Source organism: Pseudomonas sp. 20-5 (assembly GCF_056782835.1).
Genome location: NZ_CM165584.1, coordinates 1,218,312 through 1,234,660, shown reverse-complemented (window position 1 = coordinate 1,234,660; position 16,349 = coordinate 1,218,312). Strand labels below are relative to the sequence as shown.

The window sequence follows — 16,349 nt, the reverse complement described above, 5'->3', positions numbered from 1 at the left end:
TCAGCGAATGCGCTCGCAGACTTCGGTAGCCGCGAAGAAATAGGCGATCTCGCGAGCGGCGGAAGCTTCGGAATCGGAACCGTGGACGGCGTTCTCGTCGATGGAGACGGCGAAGTCGGCGCGGATGGTACCGGCGTCGGCTTTCTTCGGATCGGTGGCGCCCATCAGCTCGCGGTTCTTGGCGATGGCGTCCTCGCCTTCCAGGACCTGGACTACAACCGGACCGGAAGTCATGAAGGAAACCAGGTCCTTGAAGAACGGACGCTCTTTGTGCTCGGCATAGAAGCCACCGGCTTCACGCTCGGACAGCTGAACCATTTTAGCGGCGACGACGCGCAGGCCGGCTTTCTCGAAGCGGGTCAGGATTTCGCCGATCACGTTCTTGGAAACGGCGTCCGGCTTGATGATGGACAGGGTGCGTTGCAGTGCCATTGGTAAAACTCCGAAACAAGGTTGTCTAGCATGGGCGGCCCCGCCAGCGGGGCGGGACGCCGTGATTCGTTCAGGACGCTGACGAAAACGGCCCGAAAGGGCCGGAATCAGCGTGGCTGCGCCTGGCATCGGGCCCGGCGCGCCTAGCCTGGAATGCGCCCGCGGGCGATTTCAGGCCTTACCTAAAATAAAACCCGCGAATTATACGCGGGTTCCCGGCAAATGCGTAGGGCGGGCCTATGGCTAGTCCCGTTCCTCGATCCAGGCGGCCTGGATGGCCTCCAGGACTTTCTCCCCGCTACGCTGAGGATCGTCGGAGAACTCTGGAAGTTCCACCACCCAGCGCCGCAGATCGACGAAGTTGACGTATCGCGGATCGACCTCCGGCTTGCTTTCGTCGAGCTGGATGGCGATTTCCAGCACATCGGTCCATTTCAGGCTCATTGCACGCTCCTCTACTACCGCCGGGCTCAGTGGCCTTCCGACACCTGGTTGATGGTGTACTTGGGAATCTCGACCACCAGGTCTTCGTCGGCCACCACTGCCTGGCAGGATAGCCGCGAATCGGGCTCCAGGCCCCAGGCCTTGTCCAGCATGTCGTCTTCGAGTTCGTCGGACGGCTCCATGGAGTCGAGGCCTTCGCGGACGATTACGTGGCAGGTCGTGCAGGCGCAGGATTTCTCACAGGCATGCTCGATCTCGATGCCATTGCGCAACGCGGCATCCAGGATGGTTTCGCCGGGCTTCGCCTCGAATACCGCCCCCTCGGGGCAGTGATCGGCATGGGGCAGAATCACGATCTGCGGCATCTTCGCTTATTCCTCGATTTCGTTGAGCCGGCGGCCGGAGAGCGCGGCCTTGACGGTCGCGTCCATCCGCCGTGCGGCGAAAGCGTCGGTCACCTGGGACAGGCGCTTGATCTGGTTCTCGATGGCCGCGGTGTCGCTACCACCGGCCAGTTCACGCAAAGTGTCCATCTGCGCCGCGATGGCCAGGCGCTCCTCTTCGTCCAGGAGCCGCTCGCCGTCGACGTCCAGCGCCGACTGCACGGCCTCCAGCAGCCGCTGCGCCTCGACCTGCTGTTCGCGCAGGGCGCGGGCAGCCTTGTCGTCGCCGGCGTAGTCGAAGGAGTCCTTGAGCATCCGCGCGATCTCGCCGTCGGTCAGCCCATAGGACGGCTTGACCTGGATGCTGGCCTCGACGCCGGAACTCAGTTCGCGTGCGGACACGCCGAGCAAGCCGTCGGCGTCGACCTGGAAGGTCACCCGGATTTTCGCCGCGCCCGCCACCATCGGCGGAATGCCGCGCAGCTCGAAGCGCGCCAGCGAACGACAATCCTTCACCAGCTCGCGCTCGCCCTGCAGCACGTGGATCATCATGGCCGTCTGGCCGTCCTTGTAGGTGGTGAACTCCTGGGCGCGCGCCACCGGGATGGTGGTATTGCGCGGAATCACCTTCTCCATCAGCCCGCCCATGGTTTCCAGGCCGAGCGACAGCGGAATGACGTCCAGCAGCAGCAATTCCTCGCCGCGCTTGTTGCCGGCCAGGGCATCGGCCTGGATGGCCGCGCCGATGGCGACCACCTGGTCCGGATCGATATCGGTCAGCGGCTCGCAGCCGAACAACTCGCCAACCGCCGTGCGCACACGGGGCACGCGGGTCGAGCCGCCGACCATCACCACCGAGCGGATTTCTTCCAGATCGACACCGGAGTCGCGCACCGCTCGGCGGCAGGACTTCAGGCTGCGAGCGACGAACGGCTCGATCAACTCGTCGAGCGTCGCCCGGCTCAGCTCGCCGCTCCAGTCGCCATAGGCGACCCGGACCGACGCCTCGTCGGTAAGACGCTCCTTGGCCGCACAGGCGATTTGCAGCAACTGCCGCTGGCTGCCCGGGTCCAGATCGGCAGAAAGGCCAGCCTGCTCGATCACCCAGCCAGCGATGGCATGGTCGAAGTCGTCGCCACCCAGGGCCGTATCGCCGCCGGTGGCCAGGACTTCGAAGACACCGCGGGTCAGGCGCAGGATGGAAATGTCGAAGGTTCCGCCACCCAGGTCATAGATGGCCACCAGGCCTTCCGCGCCCTTGTCCAGGCCGTAGGCCACGGCGGCGGCGGTCGGCTCGTTGAGCAGGCGCAGGACGTTCAGTCCGGCCAGGCGCGCGGCATCCTTGGTAGCCTGGCGCTGGGCGTCGTCGAAATAGGCCGGCACAGTGATCACCGCACCCACCAGCTCGCCACCGAGGGTGGTTTCGGCGCGCTGGCGCAGCTCACGCAGGATGTCCGCCGAGACTTCCACAGGACTCTTCAACCCCTGTACGGTCTCGATGAAGGGCATGTGCGACTCGCCCTGGCGGAAGCGGTAGGGCAATTGCTCGCCCAGTTGCTTGACGTCCTCCAGGCCGCGCCCCATCAGGCGCTTGACCGAAATGACGGTATTGAAGGGATCCTCCGCGGCGGCCGCGCGGGCGCTCTCGCCCACTTCCGCCCGCTCGGCGTGATAACGCACCGCGGAAGGCAGGATCAGGCGTCCCTGCGCATCCGGCAAGGGCTCGGCGACGCCGCTACGCACCGCGGCGACCAGCGAATTGGTGGTACCCAGGTCGATCCCAACCGCCAGGCGACGCTCATGGGGCTTGGGACTCTGACCGGGCTCGGCGATCTGCAGTAGGGCCATGCTCTGTCTTAACTATGGGGTGCGGCCCGGGGGCCGCAGGGATTAATCGTCGAGTCGCTCTTCCAGCTGGCGCACTTCCTGCGCGAGCTTGTCGAGGAACTGCATGCGACGGACCAGGCGTTCGGCCTCTTCGCGGCGCTGCGCATCGTCCCAGCACGCGGCGAACTCACACTCCAGCTCGGCCTGGGCGGCCTTGAGCCGACGCTTGAAAGTCGCCACGCCGGCCAGGTCGGCGCTGTCCTGCAACTCCTCCAGTTCCTCGCGCAGCTGCATCTGCTGCAGGAGAAACTCCGGATCCTGCACCGTAGCCTCCAAGGGCAACTCGTGACCACTCAGGGTCAACAGGTACAGGGCCCGGCGCGGAGCGCTCTTCAGGGTCTGGTAGGCCTCGTTCAGTTGCGCCGCGCGTTCCAGGGCGAGACGCTGCTCGCGCTCGGGAGCGTCGGCGAAACGGTCAGGATGGACGCTGCGCACCAACTCGCGATAGCGCTGGCCGAGCTCGTCGAGATCGACCAGGAAAGCCGGTTGCAGGTCGAACTGGGCGAAATGACAGGGTTTACCCACGCCGGCCTCAGACGTTGAAGCTTTCGCCGCAGCCGCATTCGCCACGAACGTTGGGATTGTTGAACTTGAAGCCTTCGTTGAGCCCTTCGCGAGTGAAGTCCAGCTCGGTGCCATCGAGATAGACCAGGCTTTTCGGGTCGATGATGACCTTCACGCCATGGCTCTCGAAGACCAGGTCCTCGGCCGCCAGTTCATCGACGAATTCGAGGACATAGGCAAGCCCGGAACAGCCAGTGGTGCGCACGCCAAGACGGATACCCTCGCCCTTGCCGCGCCCCTCGAGGGAGCGCTGCACGTGTTTGGCGGCGGCTTCGGTCATGCTGATGGCCATTGCAACTCCTTACTCGTCACGAGCGGCTTAGAGCAAACCCTTCTTCTGCTTGTAGTCGCGAACGGCGGCCTTGATGGCGTCTTCGGCGAGAACGGAGCAGTGGATCTTCACCGGCGGCAGGGCCAGCTCTTCGGCGATGGTGGTGTTCTTGATGGTTTCCGCCTCGTCCAGGGTCTTGCCCTTCATCCACTCGGTGGCGAGGGAGCTGGAGGCGATCGCGGAACCGCAACCGTAGGTCTTGAACTTGGCGTCTTCGATCACGCCCTGCTCGTTGACCTTGATCTGCAGGCGCATCACGTCGCCGCAGGCCGGCGCGCCGACCATGCCGGTGCCGACGTTGGGATCGGCAGCGTCGAGCTTGCCGACGTTGCGCGGGTTTTCGTAGTGGTCGATGACCTTTTCGCTATATGCCATGGCTAATCCTCACGTTTTTCCGGGGCACGAGGCGCTCAGTGCGCCTGCCATTCGACCTGGGACAGGTCGACGCCCTCTTTGTACATATCCCACAGCGGCGACAGTTCGCGCAGCTTGGAAACGGCCTCGACCACCTTCTTCGCGGCATAGTCGATCTCTTCCTCGGTGGTGAAGCGACCGAAGGTGAAGCGGATAGAGCTATGCGCCAGTTCGTCGTTGCGGCCCAGGGCGCGCAATACGTAGGACGGTTCCAGGGACGCCGAGGTACAGGCCGAACCGGAGGAGACCGCGAGGTCCTTGAGCGCCATGATCAGCGACTCGCCCTCGACGTAGTTGAAGCTGACGTTGAGGTTGTGCGGGACGCGGGAGGTCATGCTGCCGTTGATGTAGAGCTCTTCCAGGCCGTCGATCTGCGCGAAGAAGCGGTCGCGGAGCGCCAGCACGCGGGCGTTCTCCTGGGCCATTTCTTCCTTGGCGATGCGGAACGCCTCGCCCATGCCGACGATCTGGTGGGTGGCCAGGGTGCCGGAACGCATGCCGCGCTCATGGCCGCCACCGTGCATCTGACCCTCGATGCGGACGCGCGGCTTGCGCCGGACGTAGAGCGCGCCAATGCCTTTCGGGCCGTAGGTCTTGTGCGCGGAGAAGGACATCAGGTCGACCTTGAGCTTGTCCAGGTCGATCTCGACCTTGCCGGTCGACTGTGCGGCGTCGACGTGGAACAGCACGCCGCGGGAGCGGGTCAGCTCGCCGATGGCGGCGATGTCGTTGACGGTGCCGATCTCGTTGTTCACGTGCATGACCGAGACCAGGATGGTGTCGTCACGCAGCGCCGCCTCGACCAGAGCAGGAGTGATCAGGCCATCTTCGCCCGGCTCCAGGTAGGTCACTTCGAAACCTTCGCGCTCCAGCTGGCGGCAGGTGTCGAGGACCGCCTTGTGCTCGATCTTCGAGGTGATGATGTGCTTGCCCTTGCCCGAGTAGAAGTGCGCGACGCCCTTGATCGCCAGGTTGTCGGACTCGGTGGCGCCGGAGGTCCAGACGATCTCGCGGGGATCGGCGTTGACCAGTTCGGCCACCTGGCGACGGGCGTTCTCCACGGCTTCTTCGGCTTTCCAGCCGAACACGTGGGAACGCGAAGCCGGGTTGCCGAAGTTGCCGTCCATCAGCAGGCATTCGCTCATTTTCTGGGCGACGCGGGGATCGACGGGAGTGGTCGCGGAGTAATCGAGGTAGATCGGCAATTTCATCAGGTAACTCCTACAGGCTGGCGCCCTGCTCAGTCGATGGCGGACGCTTCAATCTTGTCGAGACGAGGCGTCTTGCCTGAGCAACGGCGTTCGTCCTGGCGCAGCGCGACCTCCTGGACCTCCTGGCGGCTGACCAGATCGGCCAGGCTGATGCCGCTGAGGAACTCATGGATCTGCAAACTGAGGTCGCACCACAGGTGGTGGGTCAGACAGGTATCGCCGGAGTGGCAATCGCCCTGCCCCTGGCAGCGGGTCGCATCGACGGATTCGTTGACCGCGTCGATCACCTGCGCCACATGGATGCCCGACATATGGCGGGACAGCTGGTAGCCGCCGCCCGGGCCGCGCACGCTGGTCACCAGGTTGCCACGGCGCAACTTGGCGAACAGCTGTTCGAGATAGGACAGGGAAATGCCTTGGCGTTCGGAGATATCGGCCAGCGAGACCGGACCTTGCTGAGCATGCAGCGCCAGGTCGAGCATGGCGGTTACGGCGTAGCGGCCTTTGGTGGTCAGACGCATGGGCTTTTCCCATCGGGATCATTCGGGGTTGACGCGGATTATGCTCTTATCCGAGTAATTAGGTCAACTATAAGACCGATCAAATTACTCAGGATTAGGCAAATTCAGGGCGCTACATGCTAGCAGAAAGCCGCCGGCCGCGCATTACGCGGCCGGATTGCCGTCCTCGTCCTTGACTCCGGCGAAATCTTCCTCGCGCAATACCGGCAGGTCCTTCGCGCAGTAGTCGCTACCCAGGGCGGTGAGCGCCTGGCACATGCCCTCGAGCCGGCCGTCGACGGCCTGCAGGTGATCGAGCAACTGACCAATGGCACGCGCCACCGGGTCCGGCATGTCCTGGCTGACCCCATAGGCATCGAAGCCGAGCTTCTCCGCCATCGCCTGGCGCTTGGCCTGCTGCTCGGAGTCCTCGCGCATGATGATCCGCCCGGGAATGCCGACCACGGTGGCACCCGGCGGGACTTCCTTGGTCACCACGGCGTTGGAGCCGACCTTGGCGCCCTCGCCGACGGTGAACGGGCCGAGCACCTTGGCACCGGCACCGACCACTACGTTGTTGCCGAGGGTGGGGTGGCGCTTGCCCTTGTTCCAGGTGGTGCCGCCCAGGGTAACGCCCTGATAGAGGGTGACGTCGTCGCCGATCTCGGCGGTTTCGCCGATGACGATGCCCATGCCGTGGTCGATGAAGAAGCGCCGGCCGATCCTGGCCCCCGGGTGGATCTCGATGCCGGTCATCCAGCGGCCGAAATTGGACACCAGGCGCGCCAGCCACTTCCAGCCGGACGTCCACAAGCCGTGGGCCAGCCGATGCAGCCAGACGGCGTGCAGGCCCGGATAACAGGTGAGGACCTCGAGTGCGTTGCGAGCCGCCGGATCACGGTGGAATACGCTTTGGATATCTTCACGCACACGTTCGAACATCAGTCGTCACTCCGCTTGTAGGACAGGCCTCGGGCCACCTTCTGGGTTTCGGTCAGGATCCCGCGCAGGATATTCATTTCCAGCTTGCTGATCGCGCTGCGCCCATACAGGCGCCGCAACCGCGACATCAGGTGGCGCGGCTTCTCCGGATCGAGGAAGCCGATATCGATCAGCGTCCTCTCCAGATGCGCGTAATAGAGTTCCAGCTCGTCGGCCGTCACCAGCTCGGTGTTGAGCATCGAGGTGGACTCGAACTTTTCCATCTTGGTCGGCTTGCCCTGGGCCGCCAGCCACGCCATGCGCACCTCGTAGGTGAGCACCTGGACCGCGGCCGCCAGGTTCAGCGAGCCGAACTCGGGATCGGAGGGGATATGCACATGGAACTGGCAGCGCTGCAATTCTTCGTTGGTCAAACCCGCATATTCGCGCCCGAATACCAGGGCCACCTCGCCATTCGCCTCCAGGTGCTCCAGGCAGGTCGTCGCGCACTCGCGCGGATCCAGCAGCGGCCAGGGAATCCGCCGGTCGCGGGCGCTGGTGCCGAGCACCACGCTGCAGCCGCTCAGGGCCTCTTCCAGGGTGTCCACCACCCTTGCGGCGTCGAGGATGTCGGTGGCGCCGGAAGCCCGCGCCACCGCGTCGCCGTGGGGAAAGCTTTCCGGCTGCACCAGCACCAGTTGCGACAGGCCCATGTTCTTCATGGCACGGGCCGCCCCGCCGATGTTGCCGGGATGACTGGTGTTGACCAACACCACACGAATACGGTCGAGCAACGCCGATGCTCTCCAACGCCAAGTTACTGAAGGGTGTGAAATCCTACAGCAGAGGTCAGCTTTATACCATGCGGCCGACAGGTCGCCCTTCAAACGCCATCGGTTTCTGCTAGAATGGCCGGCTTTCTTTAACGACCCAGGTGACCTCTCCATGCAGCCTATGCTGAATATCGCCCTGCGCGCCGCTCGCAGCGCCGGTGAACTGATTTTCCGCTCCATCGAACGCCTGGATGTCATCTCGGTCAACGAGAAGGATGCCAAGGACTACGTCACCGAAGTCGATCGCGCCGCCGAGCAGACCATCGTCGCCGCGCTGCGCAAGGCCTATCCGACTCACGCGATCATGGGCGAGGAAGGCGGCTTCATCGAAGGCAGCGGCGAGGGCGCCGATTACCTCTGGGTGATCGATCCGCTGGACGGCACCACCAACTTCATCCATGGCGTACCGCACTTCGCCGTGAGCATCGCCTGCAAGTACAAGGGCCGCCTGGAGCACGCCGTGGTCCTCGACCCGGTACGCCAGGAAGAATTCACCGCCAGCCGCGGTCGCGGCGCCGCCCTCAACGGTCGCCGCCTGCGCGTCAGCGGCCGCAAGAGCCTGGAAGGCGCCCTGCTCGGCACCGGGTTCCCGTTCCGCGACAACCAGATCGACAATCTCGACAACTACCTGAACATGTTCCGCAGCCTGGTCGGCCAGACCGCCGGCATCCGCCGCGCCGGCGCCGCCAGTCTGGACCTGGCCTACGTCGCCGCCGGACGCTACGACGCCTTCTGGGAATTCGGCCTGTCCGAATGGGACATGGCGGCAGGCGCCCTGCTGGTACAGGAAGCCGGCGGCCTGGTGAGCGACTTCACCGGCAGCCACGAATTCCTCGAGAAGGGTCACATCGTCGCCGGCAACACCAAATGCTTCAAGGCACTGCTGACCACCATCCAGCCGCACCTGCCGCCGTCGCTGAAGCGCTGATCCGCCGCTGACGAAGAACCCGGCCTGGCGCCGGGTTTTTCATCTCCATGAAAATGCACAAGGGCGCCCGCGGGCGCCCTTGTGCATCATTGCGACAGTCAGGCTCAGCGCAGCGTTTCGCCCTGGCTGAGGATCAGCCGGCCATTCTTGTCGACCGGGATCTGGCTGCCCGGATCGCGCTCCATGCGGATCTGCCCGGCCTTGCCGTCGAGCATGTACTTCACGTCATAGCCGACGACCTTCTCGCTGCTGTCGTGCACGGTGCTGCAGCGGGTTTCGGTGGTGGTGTAGGTGTCACGCTCCTGCATGCCTTCCTGCACCTTGTTGCCGGCGTAGCCGCCGCCGACGGCGCCGGCCACGGTGGCGATCTTCTTGCCGGTACCGCCGCCGATCTGGTTGCCCAGCAAGCCGCCGACCACCGCACCAATGGCAGTACCGGCGATCTGGTGCTGGTCCTTGACCGGACGCTGGCGGGTCACGGCCACGTCCTTGCAGACCTGGCGCGGCGTCTTGATGGTTTCCTTGACCGGCTGGACAGCGACGACCTCGGCGTAGTCGGGACCGCGATCCACCAGGCTATAGGTGGCTACCGCGCCACCTGCGGTCACGCCTACGGCACCCAGAACGGCCCCGACGAGCATCGACTTGTTCACATGTACCTCCTGGCTTTCATCCAATGCGGGCTATGTTCGCCCTTTGCCTTGCCTAGGACTGGGCAAAAACCACCAAGTTCCAGGCTCCCGACAAACGTTTCGTTGGCGCAGATACGAAAACTCCCGCCAAAAGCGGGAGTCCTCGAGTGACCGGCAGGCGCCGGAGTGCCGAACCAGAGCGCCTCAGGGGCGATCGTCGACGGTGTCCTTGGCCTGCGGCGGGATCAGGTCCTCGCTGGTCAGGTTCAGCCAGATCAATACCACGTTGGCGATGTAGATCGACGAGTAGGTACCCGCCATTACACCGACGAACAGGGCGATGGAGAAACCGAACAGATTGTCGCCGCCGAAGAACAGCAGCGCGGCGATAGCCAGCAGCGTGGAAACCGAGGTGGCGATGGTACGCAACAGGGTCTGGCTGGTGGAGATGTTCAGGTTCTCGACCAGATCGGCCTTGCGCAGCACGCGGAAGTTCTCGCGCACCCGGTCGAAGATCACGATGGTGTCGTTCAGCGAGTAACCGACCACCGCCAGCACAGCGGCGAGGACGGTCAGGTCGAAGGTCACCTGGAAGAACGACAGCACGCCCATCACGATGATCGCATCGTGCACCAGCGAGAGGATCGCACCGAGGGCGAACTTCCACTGGAAGCGGAAGCCGACGTACAGCAGGATGCCGCCCAGCGCCAGGAGCATGCCGAGGCCGCCCTGGTCGCGCAGTTCTTCACCCACCTGCGGGCCGACGTACTCGACCCGCTTCAGGTTCGCCGGGTTGCCGGCATCGGCCTGCTGCAAGGCGGTAGCGACCTTCTTGCCCAGTTCCGGGTCCTCGCTGGGCATCCGCACCAGCACGTCGCGGGCGTCGCCGAAGCTCTGCACCACGGCGTCCTCATAGCCGGCGCCGACCAGTTGACCACGCACCTTGCCGAGATCGGCCGGTTGTTCGTAGGTCAGCTCGATCAGCGTACCGCCGGTGAAGTCGAGGCCGAAGTTGATGCCCTTGGTGAACCAGCTGCCCAGGGCGATGACGGTCAGGATCAGGGTGACGGCAAACGCGACGTTGCGGATGCCCATGAAGTTGATGGTACCGATCTTGATATTCATCTCAGTCCCCTTAGATCCACAGCTTCTTGAAGTCACGCCCGCCGAAGATCAGGTTGACCATTGCGCGGGTGACCATGATGGCCGTGAACATCGAGGTGATGATGCCGAGCGACATGGTCACGGCAAATCCTTTCACCGGGCCGGTGCCCATGGCGTAGAGGATGCCGCCGACCAGCAGCGAGGTCAGGTTGGCGTCGAGGATCGCGGTGAAGGCACGGTTGAAGCCTTCGTGGATCGCCCTCTGGACCGACATGCCATTGGCCAGTTCCTCGCGTATCCGCGAGAAGATCAGCACGTTGGCGTCCACCGCCATGCCCATGGTCAGCACGATACCGGCGATGCCCGGCAGGGTCAGGGTCGCGCCGAGGATCGACATCAGCGCCACCAGCATGACCATGTTGAAAGCCAGCGCAACGGTGGCGATCACGCCGAAGAAACGGTAGATGACGATGATGAACAGCGATACGAAGAGCATGCCCCAGAGCGACGCATCGATACCCTTGGCGATGTTGTCCGCCCCCAGGCTCGGGCCGATGGTGCGTTCTTCGGCGAAGTACATCGGCGCAGCCAGGCCGCCGGCACGCAGCAGCAGGGCCAGCTCGGAGGACTCGCCCGGGCCATCGAGGCCGGTGATACGGAACTGGTTGCCCAGCGGCGACTGGATGGTCGCCAGGCTGATGATCTGCTTCTCTTCCTTGAACGCCGGAACCGCGACCTCCTTCTCGACGCCATCGACCATCTGCTTGGTGTAGCGGGTCACCGGCTTCTGCTCGATGAACACCACCGCCATGCTGCGGCCGACGTTGTTGCGGGTGGCGCGGTTCATCAGCTCGCCGCCATGGCCATCCAGGCGGATGTTCACCTGCGGGCGGCCGTTCTCGTCGAAACTGGCGCTGGCGTCGGTGACCTGGTCGCCGGTGATGATCACCCCGCGCTCCAGCGGCACCGGCGGCCGGCGCGGCTCGCGGAACTCGAAGGTCTCGGTGGCGGACTTGAGGGCGTCCGGCTCGGCGGCCAGGCGGAATTCGAGGTTGGCGGTCTTGCCGAGGATTCGCTTGGCTTCCGCGGTGTCCTGCACGCCCGGCAGCTCGACCACGATGCGATTGGCGCCCTGGCGCTGCACCAGCGGCTCGGATACGCCCAGCTCGTTGACCCGGTTGCGGACGGTGGTGAGGTTCTGCTTGATGGAGTATTCGCGGATTTCCGCCAGTTTGGCCTGGGTCAGGGCGACGCGCAGGACCTGCAGGCCGTTGCGCTCTTCGGGCACGACCTCGAAATCGCGGAAGTCCTTGGCGATCAGGCTGCGCGCCTTGTCCAGGGATTCGCTGTCGGTGAAACCGAGCTGGATCGCGCGATCCTGGATCGGCAGGCTGCGGTAGCGCACGCGCTCCTTGCGCAGCAGGCTCTTCACTTCGCTTTCATAGACCTTCAGGCGGGCATCGACCGCCTTGTCCATGTCCACTTCCAGCAGGAAGTGCACACCGCCGGACAGATCCAGGCCGAGCTTCATCGGGCTGCCGCCCAGCTTGCGCAGCCACTCGGGAGTGGTCTGGGCCAGGTTCAGCGCCACCACGTAGTCGTCGCCCAGGGTCCGGCGCACCACTTCCTTGGCGGGAAGCTGGTCGTCCTGCTTGACCAGGCGGATCAGGCCGCCCTTCTTCGACAGGCTGTCGGCCTTCACCGCGATACCGGCGTCGGTCAGCGCCTTGGCAGCGCGGTCGACATCGGCCTGGGTGACCTGCAGCGCCGTGCTGGCGCCGCTGATCTGCACCGCCGGGTCGTCCGGGTAGAGGTTGGGTGCGGAATAGATGAACCCGACGGCGAGGACCGCCAGGATCAGCAGATATTTCCACAGAGGATACTTGTTGAGCATGACACCGCCCGTTATGACGCGGGGCGCCTTGCGCGCCCCGTCATGTGTTTAGGTGAAAATCAGATCGCTTTCAGGGTGCCTTTCGGCAGGGTCGCGGCAATCGCGGCCTTCTGGAACTTCAGCTCGACGTTGTCGGAAACCTCGACGACGACGAAATCGTCGGCGACCTTGGTCACCTTGCCGGCGATACCACCGGAAGTGACGACTTCGTCACCTTTTTGCAGGTTGCCCAGCAGGTTCTTGTGTTCCTTGGCGCGCTTGGCCTGGGGACGCCAGATCATCAGGTAGAAGATGACCAGGAAACCAACCAGGAAGACCCACTCGAAACCGGTGCCGGCCGGGCCAGCGGCTGCCGGAGCGGCTGCGTCGGCGTAGGCAGCGGGAATTAGAAAGCTCATGTAGCACTCCTGTCACAAAGCAATAGAGTTGGATAAAGGAAAGTCAGGCATCCAGCGGCGGCGTGGGAAGGCCGCGCTTGGCATAGAAGGCATCGACAAAGGCGGCCAATGTACCCTGTTGGATTGCCTCGCGCAAACCAGCCATAACCCGCTGATAATGCCGCAAGTTGTGGATGGTATTGAGCATGCTACCGAGCATTTCCCCGCACTTGTCCAAGTGGTGCAGATAGGCGCGGGAAAAATGTTTGCAGGTGTAACAGTCGCAGGTCGGGTCGAGCGTGGAGTCGTCGTGCTTGTGTACCGAGTTGCGGATCTTGATCACCCCGCTGTCGACGAACAGGTGGCCGTTGCGCGCATTGCGCGTCGGCATCACGCAGTCGAACATGTCCACGCCGCGGCGCACGCCTTCCACCAGGTCTTCCGGCTTGCCCACGCCCATCAGGTAGCGCGGCTTGTCGGCCGGCATCTGCGGCGGCAGGAAATCGAGCACGCGGATCATCTCTTCCTTCGGCTCGCCCACCGACAAACCACCGATGGCCAGGCCGTCGAAGCCGATCTCCTGCAAGCCATCCAGCGAGCGCAGGCGCAGGTCCTCGTGCATACCGCCCTGGACGATGCCGAACAGCGCCGACGGGCTATCGCCATGGGCGATCTTCGAGCGCTTGGCCCAGCGCAGCGACAGCTCCATGGAGCGCTTGGCGACGTCATGGTCGGCCGGGTACGGCGTGCATTCGTCGAAGATCATCACGATGTCCGAGCCCAGGGCGCGTTGCACCGCCATGGACTCCTCCGGCCCCATGAAGACCTTGGCGCCGTCCACCGGCGAGGCGAAGGTCACGCCCTCCTCCTTGATCTTGCGCATGGCTCCCAGGCTGAACACCTGGAAACCGCCGGAATCGGTGAGGATCGGGCCTTTCCACTGCATGAAGTCGTGCAGGTCGCCGTGGCGCTGGATCACCTCGGTGCCCGGGCGCAACCAGAGATGGAAGGTGTTGCCGAGGATGATCTGCGCGCCGATGTCCTCGATGTCGCGCGGCAACATGCCCTTCACCGTGCCGTAGGTGCCCACCGGCATGAAGGCCGGGGTCTCGACCACGCCGCGGGGGAAGGTCAGGCGGCCGCGACGGGCCTTGCCGTCGGTCGCCAGCAGCTCGAAGTTCATGAAGCTCATGGATCAGTCCTCGGGTCCGCGGGGCGCGGGATTGCGGGTGATGAACATGGCATCACCGTAACTGAAGAAGCGATAGCCCTGCGCCACCGCCGCGGCGTAGGCGGCCATGGTCTCCGGGTAGCCGGCGAAGGCCGAGACCAGCATCAGCAGGGTGGATTCGGGCAGGTGGAAGTTGGTGACCAGGGCATCGACCACATGGAACGGCCGGCCCGGGTAGATGAAGATGTCGGTGTCGCCGCTGAAGGGCTTCATCTCACCGTCGCGTGCCGCGCTTTCCAGCGAGCGCACGCTGGTGGTGCCGACGGCGACTACCCGGCCGCCGCGGGCCCGGCAGACTGAAACCGCGTCCACCACGTCCTGGCCGACCTCCAGCCATTCGCGGTGCATCACATGGTCCTCGATACGCTCGACACGCACCGGCTGGAAGGTACCGGCGCCGACATGCAGGGTAACGAAGGCGGTATCCACCCCCTTCGCGCGGATCGCCTCGAGCAGCGCCTCATCGAAGTGCAGGCCGGCGGTCGGGGCCGCCACCGCACCGGCGCGCTGGGCGTAGACGGTCTGGTAGCGCTCGCGGTCGGCCGCATCGTCCGGTCGGTCGATATAGGGAGGCAACGGCATGTGCCCGACCCGCTCCAGCAAAGGCAGCACGGGTTCGGCGAACGCGAGTTCGAACAGGGCGTCGTGGCGTTGCAGCATCTCCGCGCTGCCACCGCCTTCGACGAGGATCCGCGTGCCGGGCTTGGGCGCCTTGCTGGCGCGTATGTGGGCAAGCACCCGGTGCTGGTCGAGCACGCGCTCGACCAGGACTTCCAGCTTGCCGCCGGATTCCTTCTGGCCGAACAGGCGCGCCGGGATCACCCGGGTATTGTTGAACACCATCAGGTCGCCCGGACGCAGGTAGTCCAGGAGATCGGCGAATTGTCTGTGGGCGAGGGTTCCCGTCGGGCCATCCAGCGCCAACAGGCGGCTTGCGCGGCGTTCAGGCAGGGGATGACGGGCGATCAGGGCCTCGGGCAAGTCGAAATGAAAATCGGCGACACGCATGGGGAGACTCTCGAAAGGCCGCGTAGCTTACCGGAAATGTGTTTTCCCCGCCACGAACCCGATTGACCAACGGTAGGCGCCTCCCTATACTGCGCCGCCATTGCCTCGGTGGCGGAATCGGTAGACGCGGCGGATTCAAAATCCGTTTCTGGCGACAGAGTGAGAGTTCGAGTCTCTCCCGAGGCACCAAAAAAGCCCGCAAATATTTGATTTTGCGGGCTTTTTCGTTTCTGGCGGCGTAAACATGGCGTAACCAGAAAAAGAGCCGTCCGACACACAGGTTAAATCCCGTCGAACAATCCGCCGAGGGCGTCAAGCTCCCACTTCATGATTACCAGTTCGCCAGTGACCTCGGCCGCTGCTGGCCGCTAGTCGGTGTTGCTGTAGCGGATATCCAAGCGTTTCATATGGAAGGGATCAAGGCAGTGCGCCTGTGGGCCAAGGATCTGCCTGTGAAGTGAGGCGCTCGCAAGAGGGGGCCTCGATGGGAATGAAGCATCGACGTCATGCCGATATCCATTGTCCATAACACGAGAAACGGCAGGGTCACACTGTCCGAACGGTGATTTCGGAGCGTCGCACGCCATCGCTGCTCTTCGTACGCATGGCGTGAAGCGCTTCGCACCCAGGTATCCGGACATTGCCCCAAAGACTGGTCCGTTACTCTTTCCCTGAATGGGGTGGGGCATCTTTACCACCGCAAACCGCCTGGTCGGAACAGACGCGAATGGAAAACGCCTGATCACCGCCAGGGCCGGAGCACGCGGGGCCCCCTGTTGTGTAGATCCTTACGGGATTCCTCATTTCAATCGCGTTCTGAATGGTGGAAAGTAGTCGAGCCTGCGCTTGCCAAGCCTCGGGCCAGTTTCCCGGATACGTAGCGATCGTTATTACTTTTCCTGCATCGGTGCCATCTATCCAAGAGTCGAAGGAGTTCCCTGTGGGCTGGTCGAACCCCTCAGTATCCAGCTTAATTTTCGTGGTTATGGTATTCGAGGCGTAAGGTTCGTCAACCGCGTAATCGGTTATGTAACCCGCACCGCACAGCCAGAACTGAGTACTGTCCTTGGCGGATTTTTTATTCTCTGTCAATGGCAACGCCAGTGCTTGGGAGACAATTACACTAAGTAGCAGGCTGATGCTCAAGGTGCTGAGAGTCTTTTTATGTTTCTTGACGAGAGCCACCTGCTTGAGTGAATAATTTACCTGCAACTTGTGAAAGCTTTCCATAATCTGACTCCTCATCTTCAAATGG

At 63.7% G+C, this 16,349-nt stretch carries 19 protein-coding genes and 1 tRNA gene; 2 read left to right on the top strand and 18 right to left on the bottom strand.

Going from position 1 to position 16,349, the window contains the following annotated elements:
• From ndk to trmJ, 11 genes are all read right to left on the bottom strand, one after another.
• On the bottom strand, positions 1-432 hold the full coding sequence (gene ndk, locus AC1RB9_RS05815; protein ID WP_003092811.1) for a nucleoside-diphosphate kinase: 432 nt from the start codon (positions 430-432) through the stop codon (positions 1-3).
• A 243-nt stretch (positions 433-675) separates the two neighbouring features.
• Positions 676-876, bottom strand: a complete 201-nt coding sequence (iscX, locus tag AC1RB9_RS05810) for a Fe-S cluster assembly protein IscX (RefSeq protein WP_003092814.1) — start codon at positions 874-876, stop codon at positions 676-678.
• Between the two features lie 26 nt (positions 877-902).
• On the bottom strand, positions 903-1,241 hold the full coding sequence (fdx, locus tag AC1RB9_RS05805; protein ID WP_003092818.1) for an ISC system 2Fe-2S type ferredoxin: 339 nt from the start codon (positions 1,239-1,241) through the stop codon (positions 903-905).
• Positions 1,242-1,247: 6 nt separating this feature from the next.
• Positions 1,248-3,107: a Fe-S protein assembly chaperone HscA gene (gene hscA / locus AC1RB9_RS05800; protein ID WP_003100622.1), complete on the bottom strand. Its 1,860-nt coding sequence runs from the start codon at positions 3,105-3,107 to the stop codon at positions 1,248-1,250.
• A gap of 42 nt (positions 3,108-3,149) precedes the next feature.
• Positions 3,150-3,671, bottom strand: coding sequence for a co-chaperone HscB (gene hscB / locus AC1RB9_RS05795; protein ID WP_003100619.1), 522 nt, complete (start codon positions 3,669-3,671; stop codon positions 3,150-3,152).
• Positions 3,672-3,678: 7 nt separating this feature from the next.
• Positions 3,679-4,002, bottom strand: coding sequence for an iron-sulfur cluster assembly protein IscA (iscA, locus tag AC1RB9_RS05790; protein ID WP_003100617.1), 324 nt, complete (start codon positions 4,000-4,002; stop codon positions 3,679-3,681).
• A gap of 27 nt (positions 4,003-4,029) precedes the next feature.
• Positions 4,030-4,416: a Fe-S cluster assembly scaffold IscU gene (gene iscU, locus AC1RB9_RS05785; protein ID WP_003092829.1), complete on the bottom strand. Its 387-nt coding sequence runs from the start codon at positions 4,414-4,416 to the stop codon at positions 4,030-4,032.
• 35 nt (positions 4,417-4,451) lie between these two features.
• Positions 4,452-5,666 (bottom strand): IscS subfamily cysteine desulfurase, encoded by a 1,215-nt coding sequence (locus AC1RB9_RS05780; protein WP_003092832.1) that lies wholly within the window; start codon positions 5,664-5,666, stop codon positions 4,452-4,454.
• Between the two features lie 29 nt (positions 5,667-5,695).
• A complete protein-coding gene (gene iscR, locus AC1RB9_RS05775; RefSeq protein ID WP_003092836.1) occupies positions 5,696-6,187 on the bottom strand; it encodes a Fe-S cluster assembly transcriptional regulator IscR in 492 nt (163 codons plus the stop codon).
• Between the two features lie 144 nt (positions 6,188-6,331).
• The gene (cysE, locus tag AC1RB9_RS05770; RefSeq protein WP_003100615.1) at positions 6,332-7,108 is read right to left on the bottom strand and encodes a serine O-acetyltransferase; all 777 of its coding nucleotides are present in this window, start codon (positions 7,106-7,108) and stop codon (positions 6,332-6,334) included.
• Complete coding sequence (gene trmJ, locus AC1RB9_RS05765) at positions 7,108-7,881, bottom strand: tRNA (cytosine(32)/uridine(32)-2'-O)-methyltransferase TrmJ (RefSeq protein ID WP_003092842.1); 774 nt, start codon at positions 7,879-7,881, stop codon at positions 7,108-7,110. The genes cysE and trmJ overlap by 1 nt, the downstream gene beginning before the upstream one ends.
• A gap of 151 nt (positions 7,882-8,032) precedes the next feature.
• Here trmJ and suhB point away from each other — a divergent pair, with 151 nt between their 5' ends.
• A complete protein-coding gene (gene suhB / locus AC1RB9_RS05760) occupies positions 8,033-8,848 on the top strand; it encodes a type III secretion system regulator SuhB (protein WP_003092845.1) in 816 nt (271 codons plus the stop codon).
• Between the two features lie 104 nt (positions 8,849-8,952).
• On the opposite strand, the gene AC1RB9_RS05755 is transcribed toward suhB, so the two are convergent.
• The 6 genes from AC1RB9_RS05755 to queA form a co-directional block, all read right to left on the bottom strand.
• Positions 8,953-9,501 carry a glycine zipper 2TM domain-containing protein gene (locus AC1RB9_RS05755; protein ID WP_003092848.1) on the bottom strand — a complete coding sequence of 183 codons (549 nt, stop codon included), beginning with the start codon at positions 9,499-9,501 and terminating at the stop codon, positions 8,953-8,955.
• Between the two features lie 183 nt (positions 9,502-9,684).
• Positions 9,685-10,605 carry a protein translocase subunit SecF gene (secF, locus tag AC1RB9_RS05750; protein WP_003100612.1) on the bottom strand — a complete coding sequence of 307 codons (921 nt, stop codon included), beginning with the start codon at positions 10,603-10,605 and terminating at the stop codon, positions 9,685-9,687.
• Positions 10,606-10,615: 10 nt separating this feature from the next.
• On the bottom strand, positions 10,616-12,478 hold the full coding sequence (gene secD, locus AC1RB9_RS05745) for a protein translocase subunit SecD (RefSeq protein ID WP_003100609.1): 1,863 nt from the start codon (positions 12,476-12,478) through the stop codon (positions 10,616-10,618).
• 59 nt (positions 12,479-12,537) lie between these two features.
• Complete coding sequence (gene yajC, locus AC1RB9_RS05740) at positions 12,538-12,876, bottom strand: preprotein translocase subunit YajC (protein WP_003092856.1); 339 nt, start codon at positions 12,874-12,876, stop codon at positions 12,538-12,540.
• Between the two features lie 43 nt (positions 12,877-12,919).
• A complete protein-coding gene (tgt, locus tag AC1RB9_RS05735; RefSeq protein ID WP_003100607.1) occupies positions 12,920-14,038 on the bottom strand; it encodes a tRNA guanosine(34) transglycosylase Tgt in 1,119 nt (372 codons plus the stop codon).
• Positions 14,039-14,050: 12 nt separating this feature from the next.
• Complete coding sequence (queA, locus tag AC1RB9_RS05730) at positions 14,051-15,094, bottom strand: tRNA preQ1(34) S-adenosylmethionine ribosyltransferase-isomerase QueA (RefSeq protein ID WP_003162596.1); 1,044 nt, start codon at positions 15,092-15,094, stop codon at positions 14,051-14,053.
• Between the two features lie 102 nt (positions 15,095-15,196).
• Between queA and AC1RB9_RS05725 the strand changes: the two genes are divergently transcribed.
• Positions 15,197-15,283: transfer RNA gene (locus tag AC1RB9_RS05725), tRNA-Leu, on the top strand.
• Positions 15,284-15,754: 471 nt separating this feature from the next.
• On the opposite strand, the gene AC1RB9_RS05720 is transcribed toward AC1RB9_RS05725, so the two are convergent.
• Positions 15,755-16,324: a hypothetical protein gene (locus AC1RB9_RS05720; protein ID WP_003453764.1), complete on the bottom strand. Its 570-nt coding sequence runs from the start codon at positions 16,322-16,324 to the stop codon at positions 15,755-15,757.
• Positions 16,325-16,349 lie beyond the last annotated feature (25 nt).

Excerpts from the sequence above, each read along its gene's own strand:
- AC1RB9_RS05780 (WP_003092832.1), bottom strand. The coding sequence starts at position 5,666 with ATGAAATTGCCGATCTACCTCGATTACTCCGCGACCACTCCCGTCGAT.
- fdx (WP_003092818.1), bottom strand. The coding sequence starts at position 1,241 with ATGCCGCAGATCGTGATTCTGCCCCATGCCGATCACTGCCCCGAGGGG.
- yajC (WP_003092856.1), bottom strand. The coding sequence starts at position 12,876 with ATGAGCTTTCTAATTCCCGCTGCCTACGCCGACGCAGCCGCTCCGGCA.
- iscA (WP_003100617.1), bottom strand. The coding sequence starts at position 4,002 with ATGGCCATCAGCATGACCGAAGCCGCCGCCAAACACGTGCAGCGCTCC.
- secD (WP_003100609.1), bottom strand. The coding sequence starts at position 12,478 with ATGCTCAACAAGTATCCTCTGTGGAAATATCTGCTGATCCTGGCGGTC.
- tgt (WP_003100607.1), bottom strand. The coding sequence starts at position 14,038 with ATGAACTTCGAGCTGCTGGCGACCGACGGCAAGGCCCGTCGCGGCCGC.
- AC1RB9_RS05720 (WP_003453764.1), bottom strand. The coding sequence starts at position 16,324 with ATGGAAAGCTTTCACAAGTTGCAGGTAAATTATTCACTCAAGCAGGTG.
- suhB (WP_003092845.1), top strand. The coding sequence starts at position 8,033 with ATGCAGCCTATGCTGAATATCGCCCTGCGCGCCGCTCGCAGCGCCGGT.
- queA (WP_003162596.1), bottom strand. The coding sequence starts at position 15,094 with ATGCGTGTCGCCGATTTTCATTTCGACTTGCCCGAGGCCCTGATCGCC.
- iscU (WP_003092829.1), bottom strand. The coding sequence starts at position 4,416 with ATGGCATATAGCGAAAAGGTCATCGACCACTACGAAAACCCGCGCAAC.
- iscR (WP_003092836.1), bottom strand. The coding sequence starts at position 6,187 with ATGCGTCTGACCACCAAAGGCCGCTACGCCGTAACCGCCATGCTCGAC.
- hscA (WP_003100622.1), bottom strand. The coding sequence starts at position 3,107 with ATGGCCCTACTGCAGATCGCCGAGCCCGGTCAGAGTCCCAAGCCCCAT.
- secF (WP_003100612.1), bottom strand. The coding sequence starts at position 10,605 with ATGAATATCAAGATCGGTACCATCAACTTCATGGGCATCCGCAACGTC.
- iscX (WP_003092814.1), bottom strand. The coding sequence starts at position 876 with ATGAGCCTGAAATGGACCGATGTGCTGGAAATCGCCATCCAGCTCGAC.
- cysE (WP_003100615.1), bottom strand. The coding sequence starts at position 7,108 with ATGTTCGAACGTGTGCGTGAAGATATCCAAAGCGTATTCCACCGTGAT.
- ndk (WP_003092811.1), bottom strand. The coding sequence starts at position 432 with ATGGCACTGCAACGCACCCTGTCCATCATCAAGCCGGACGCCGTTTCC.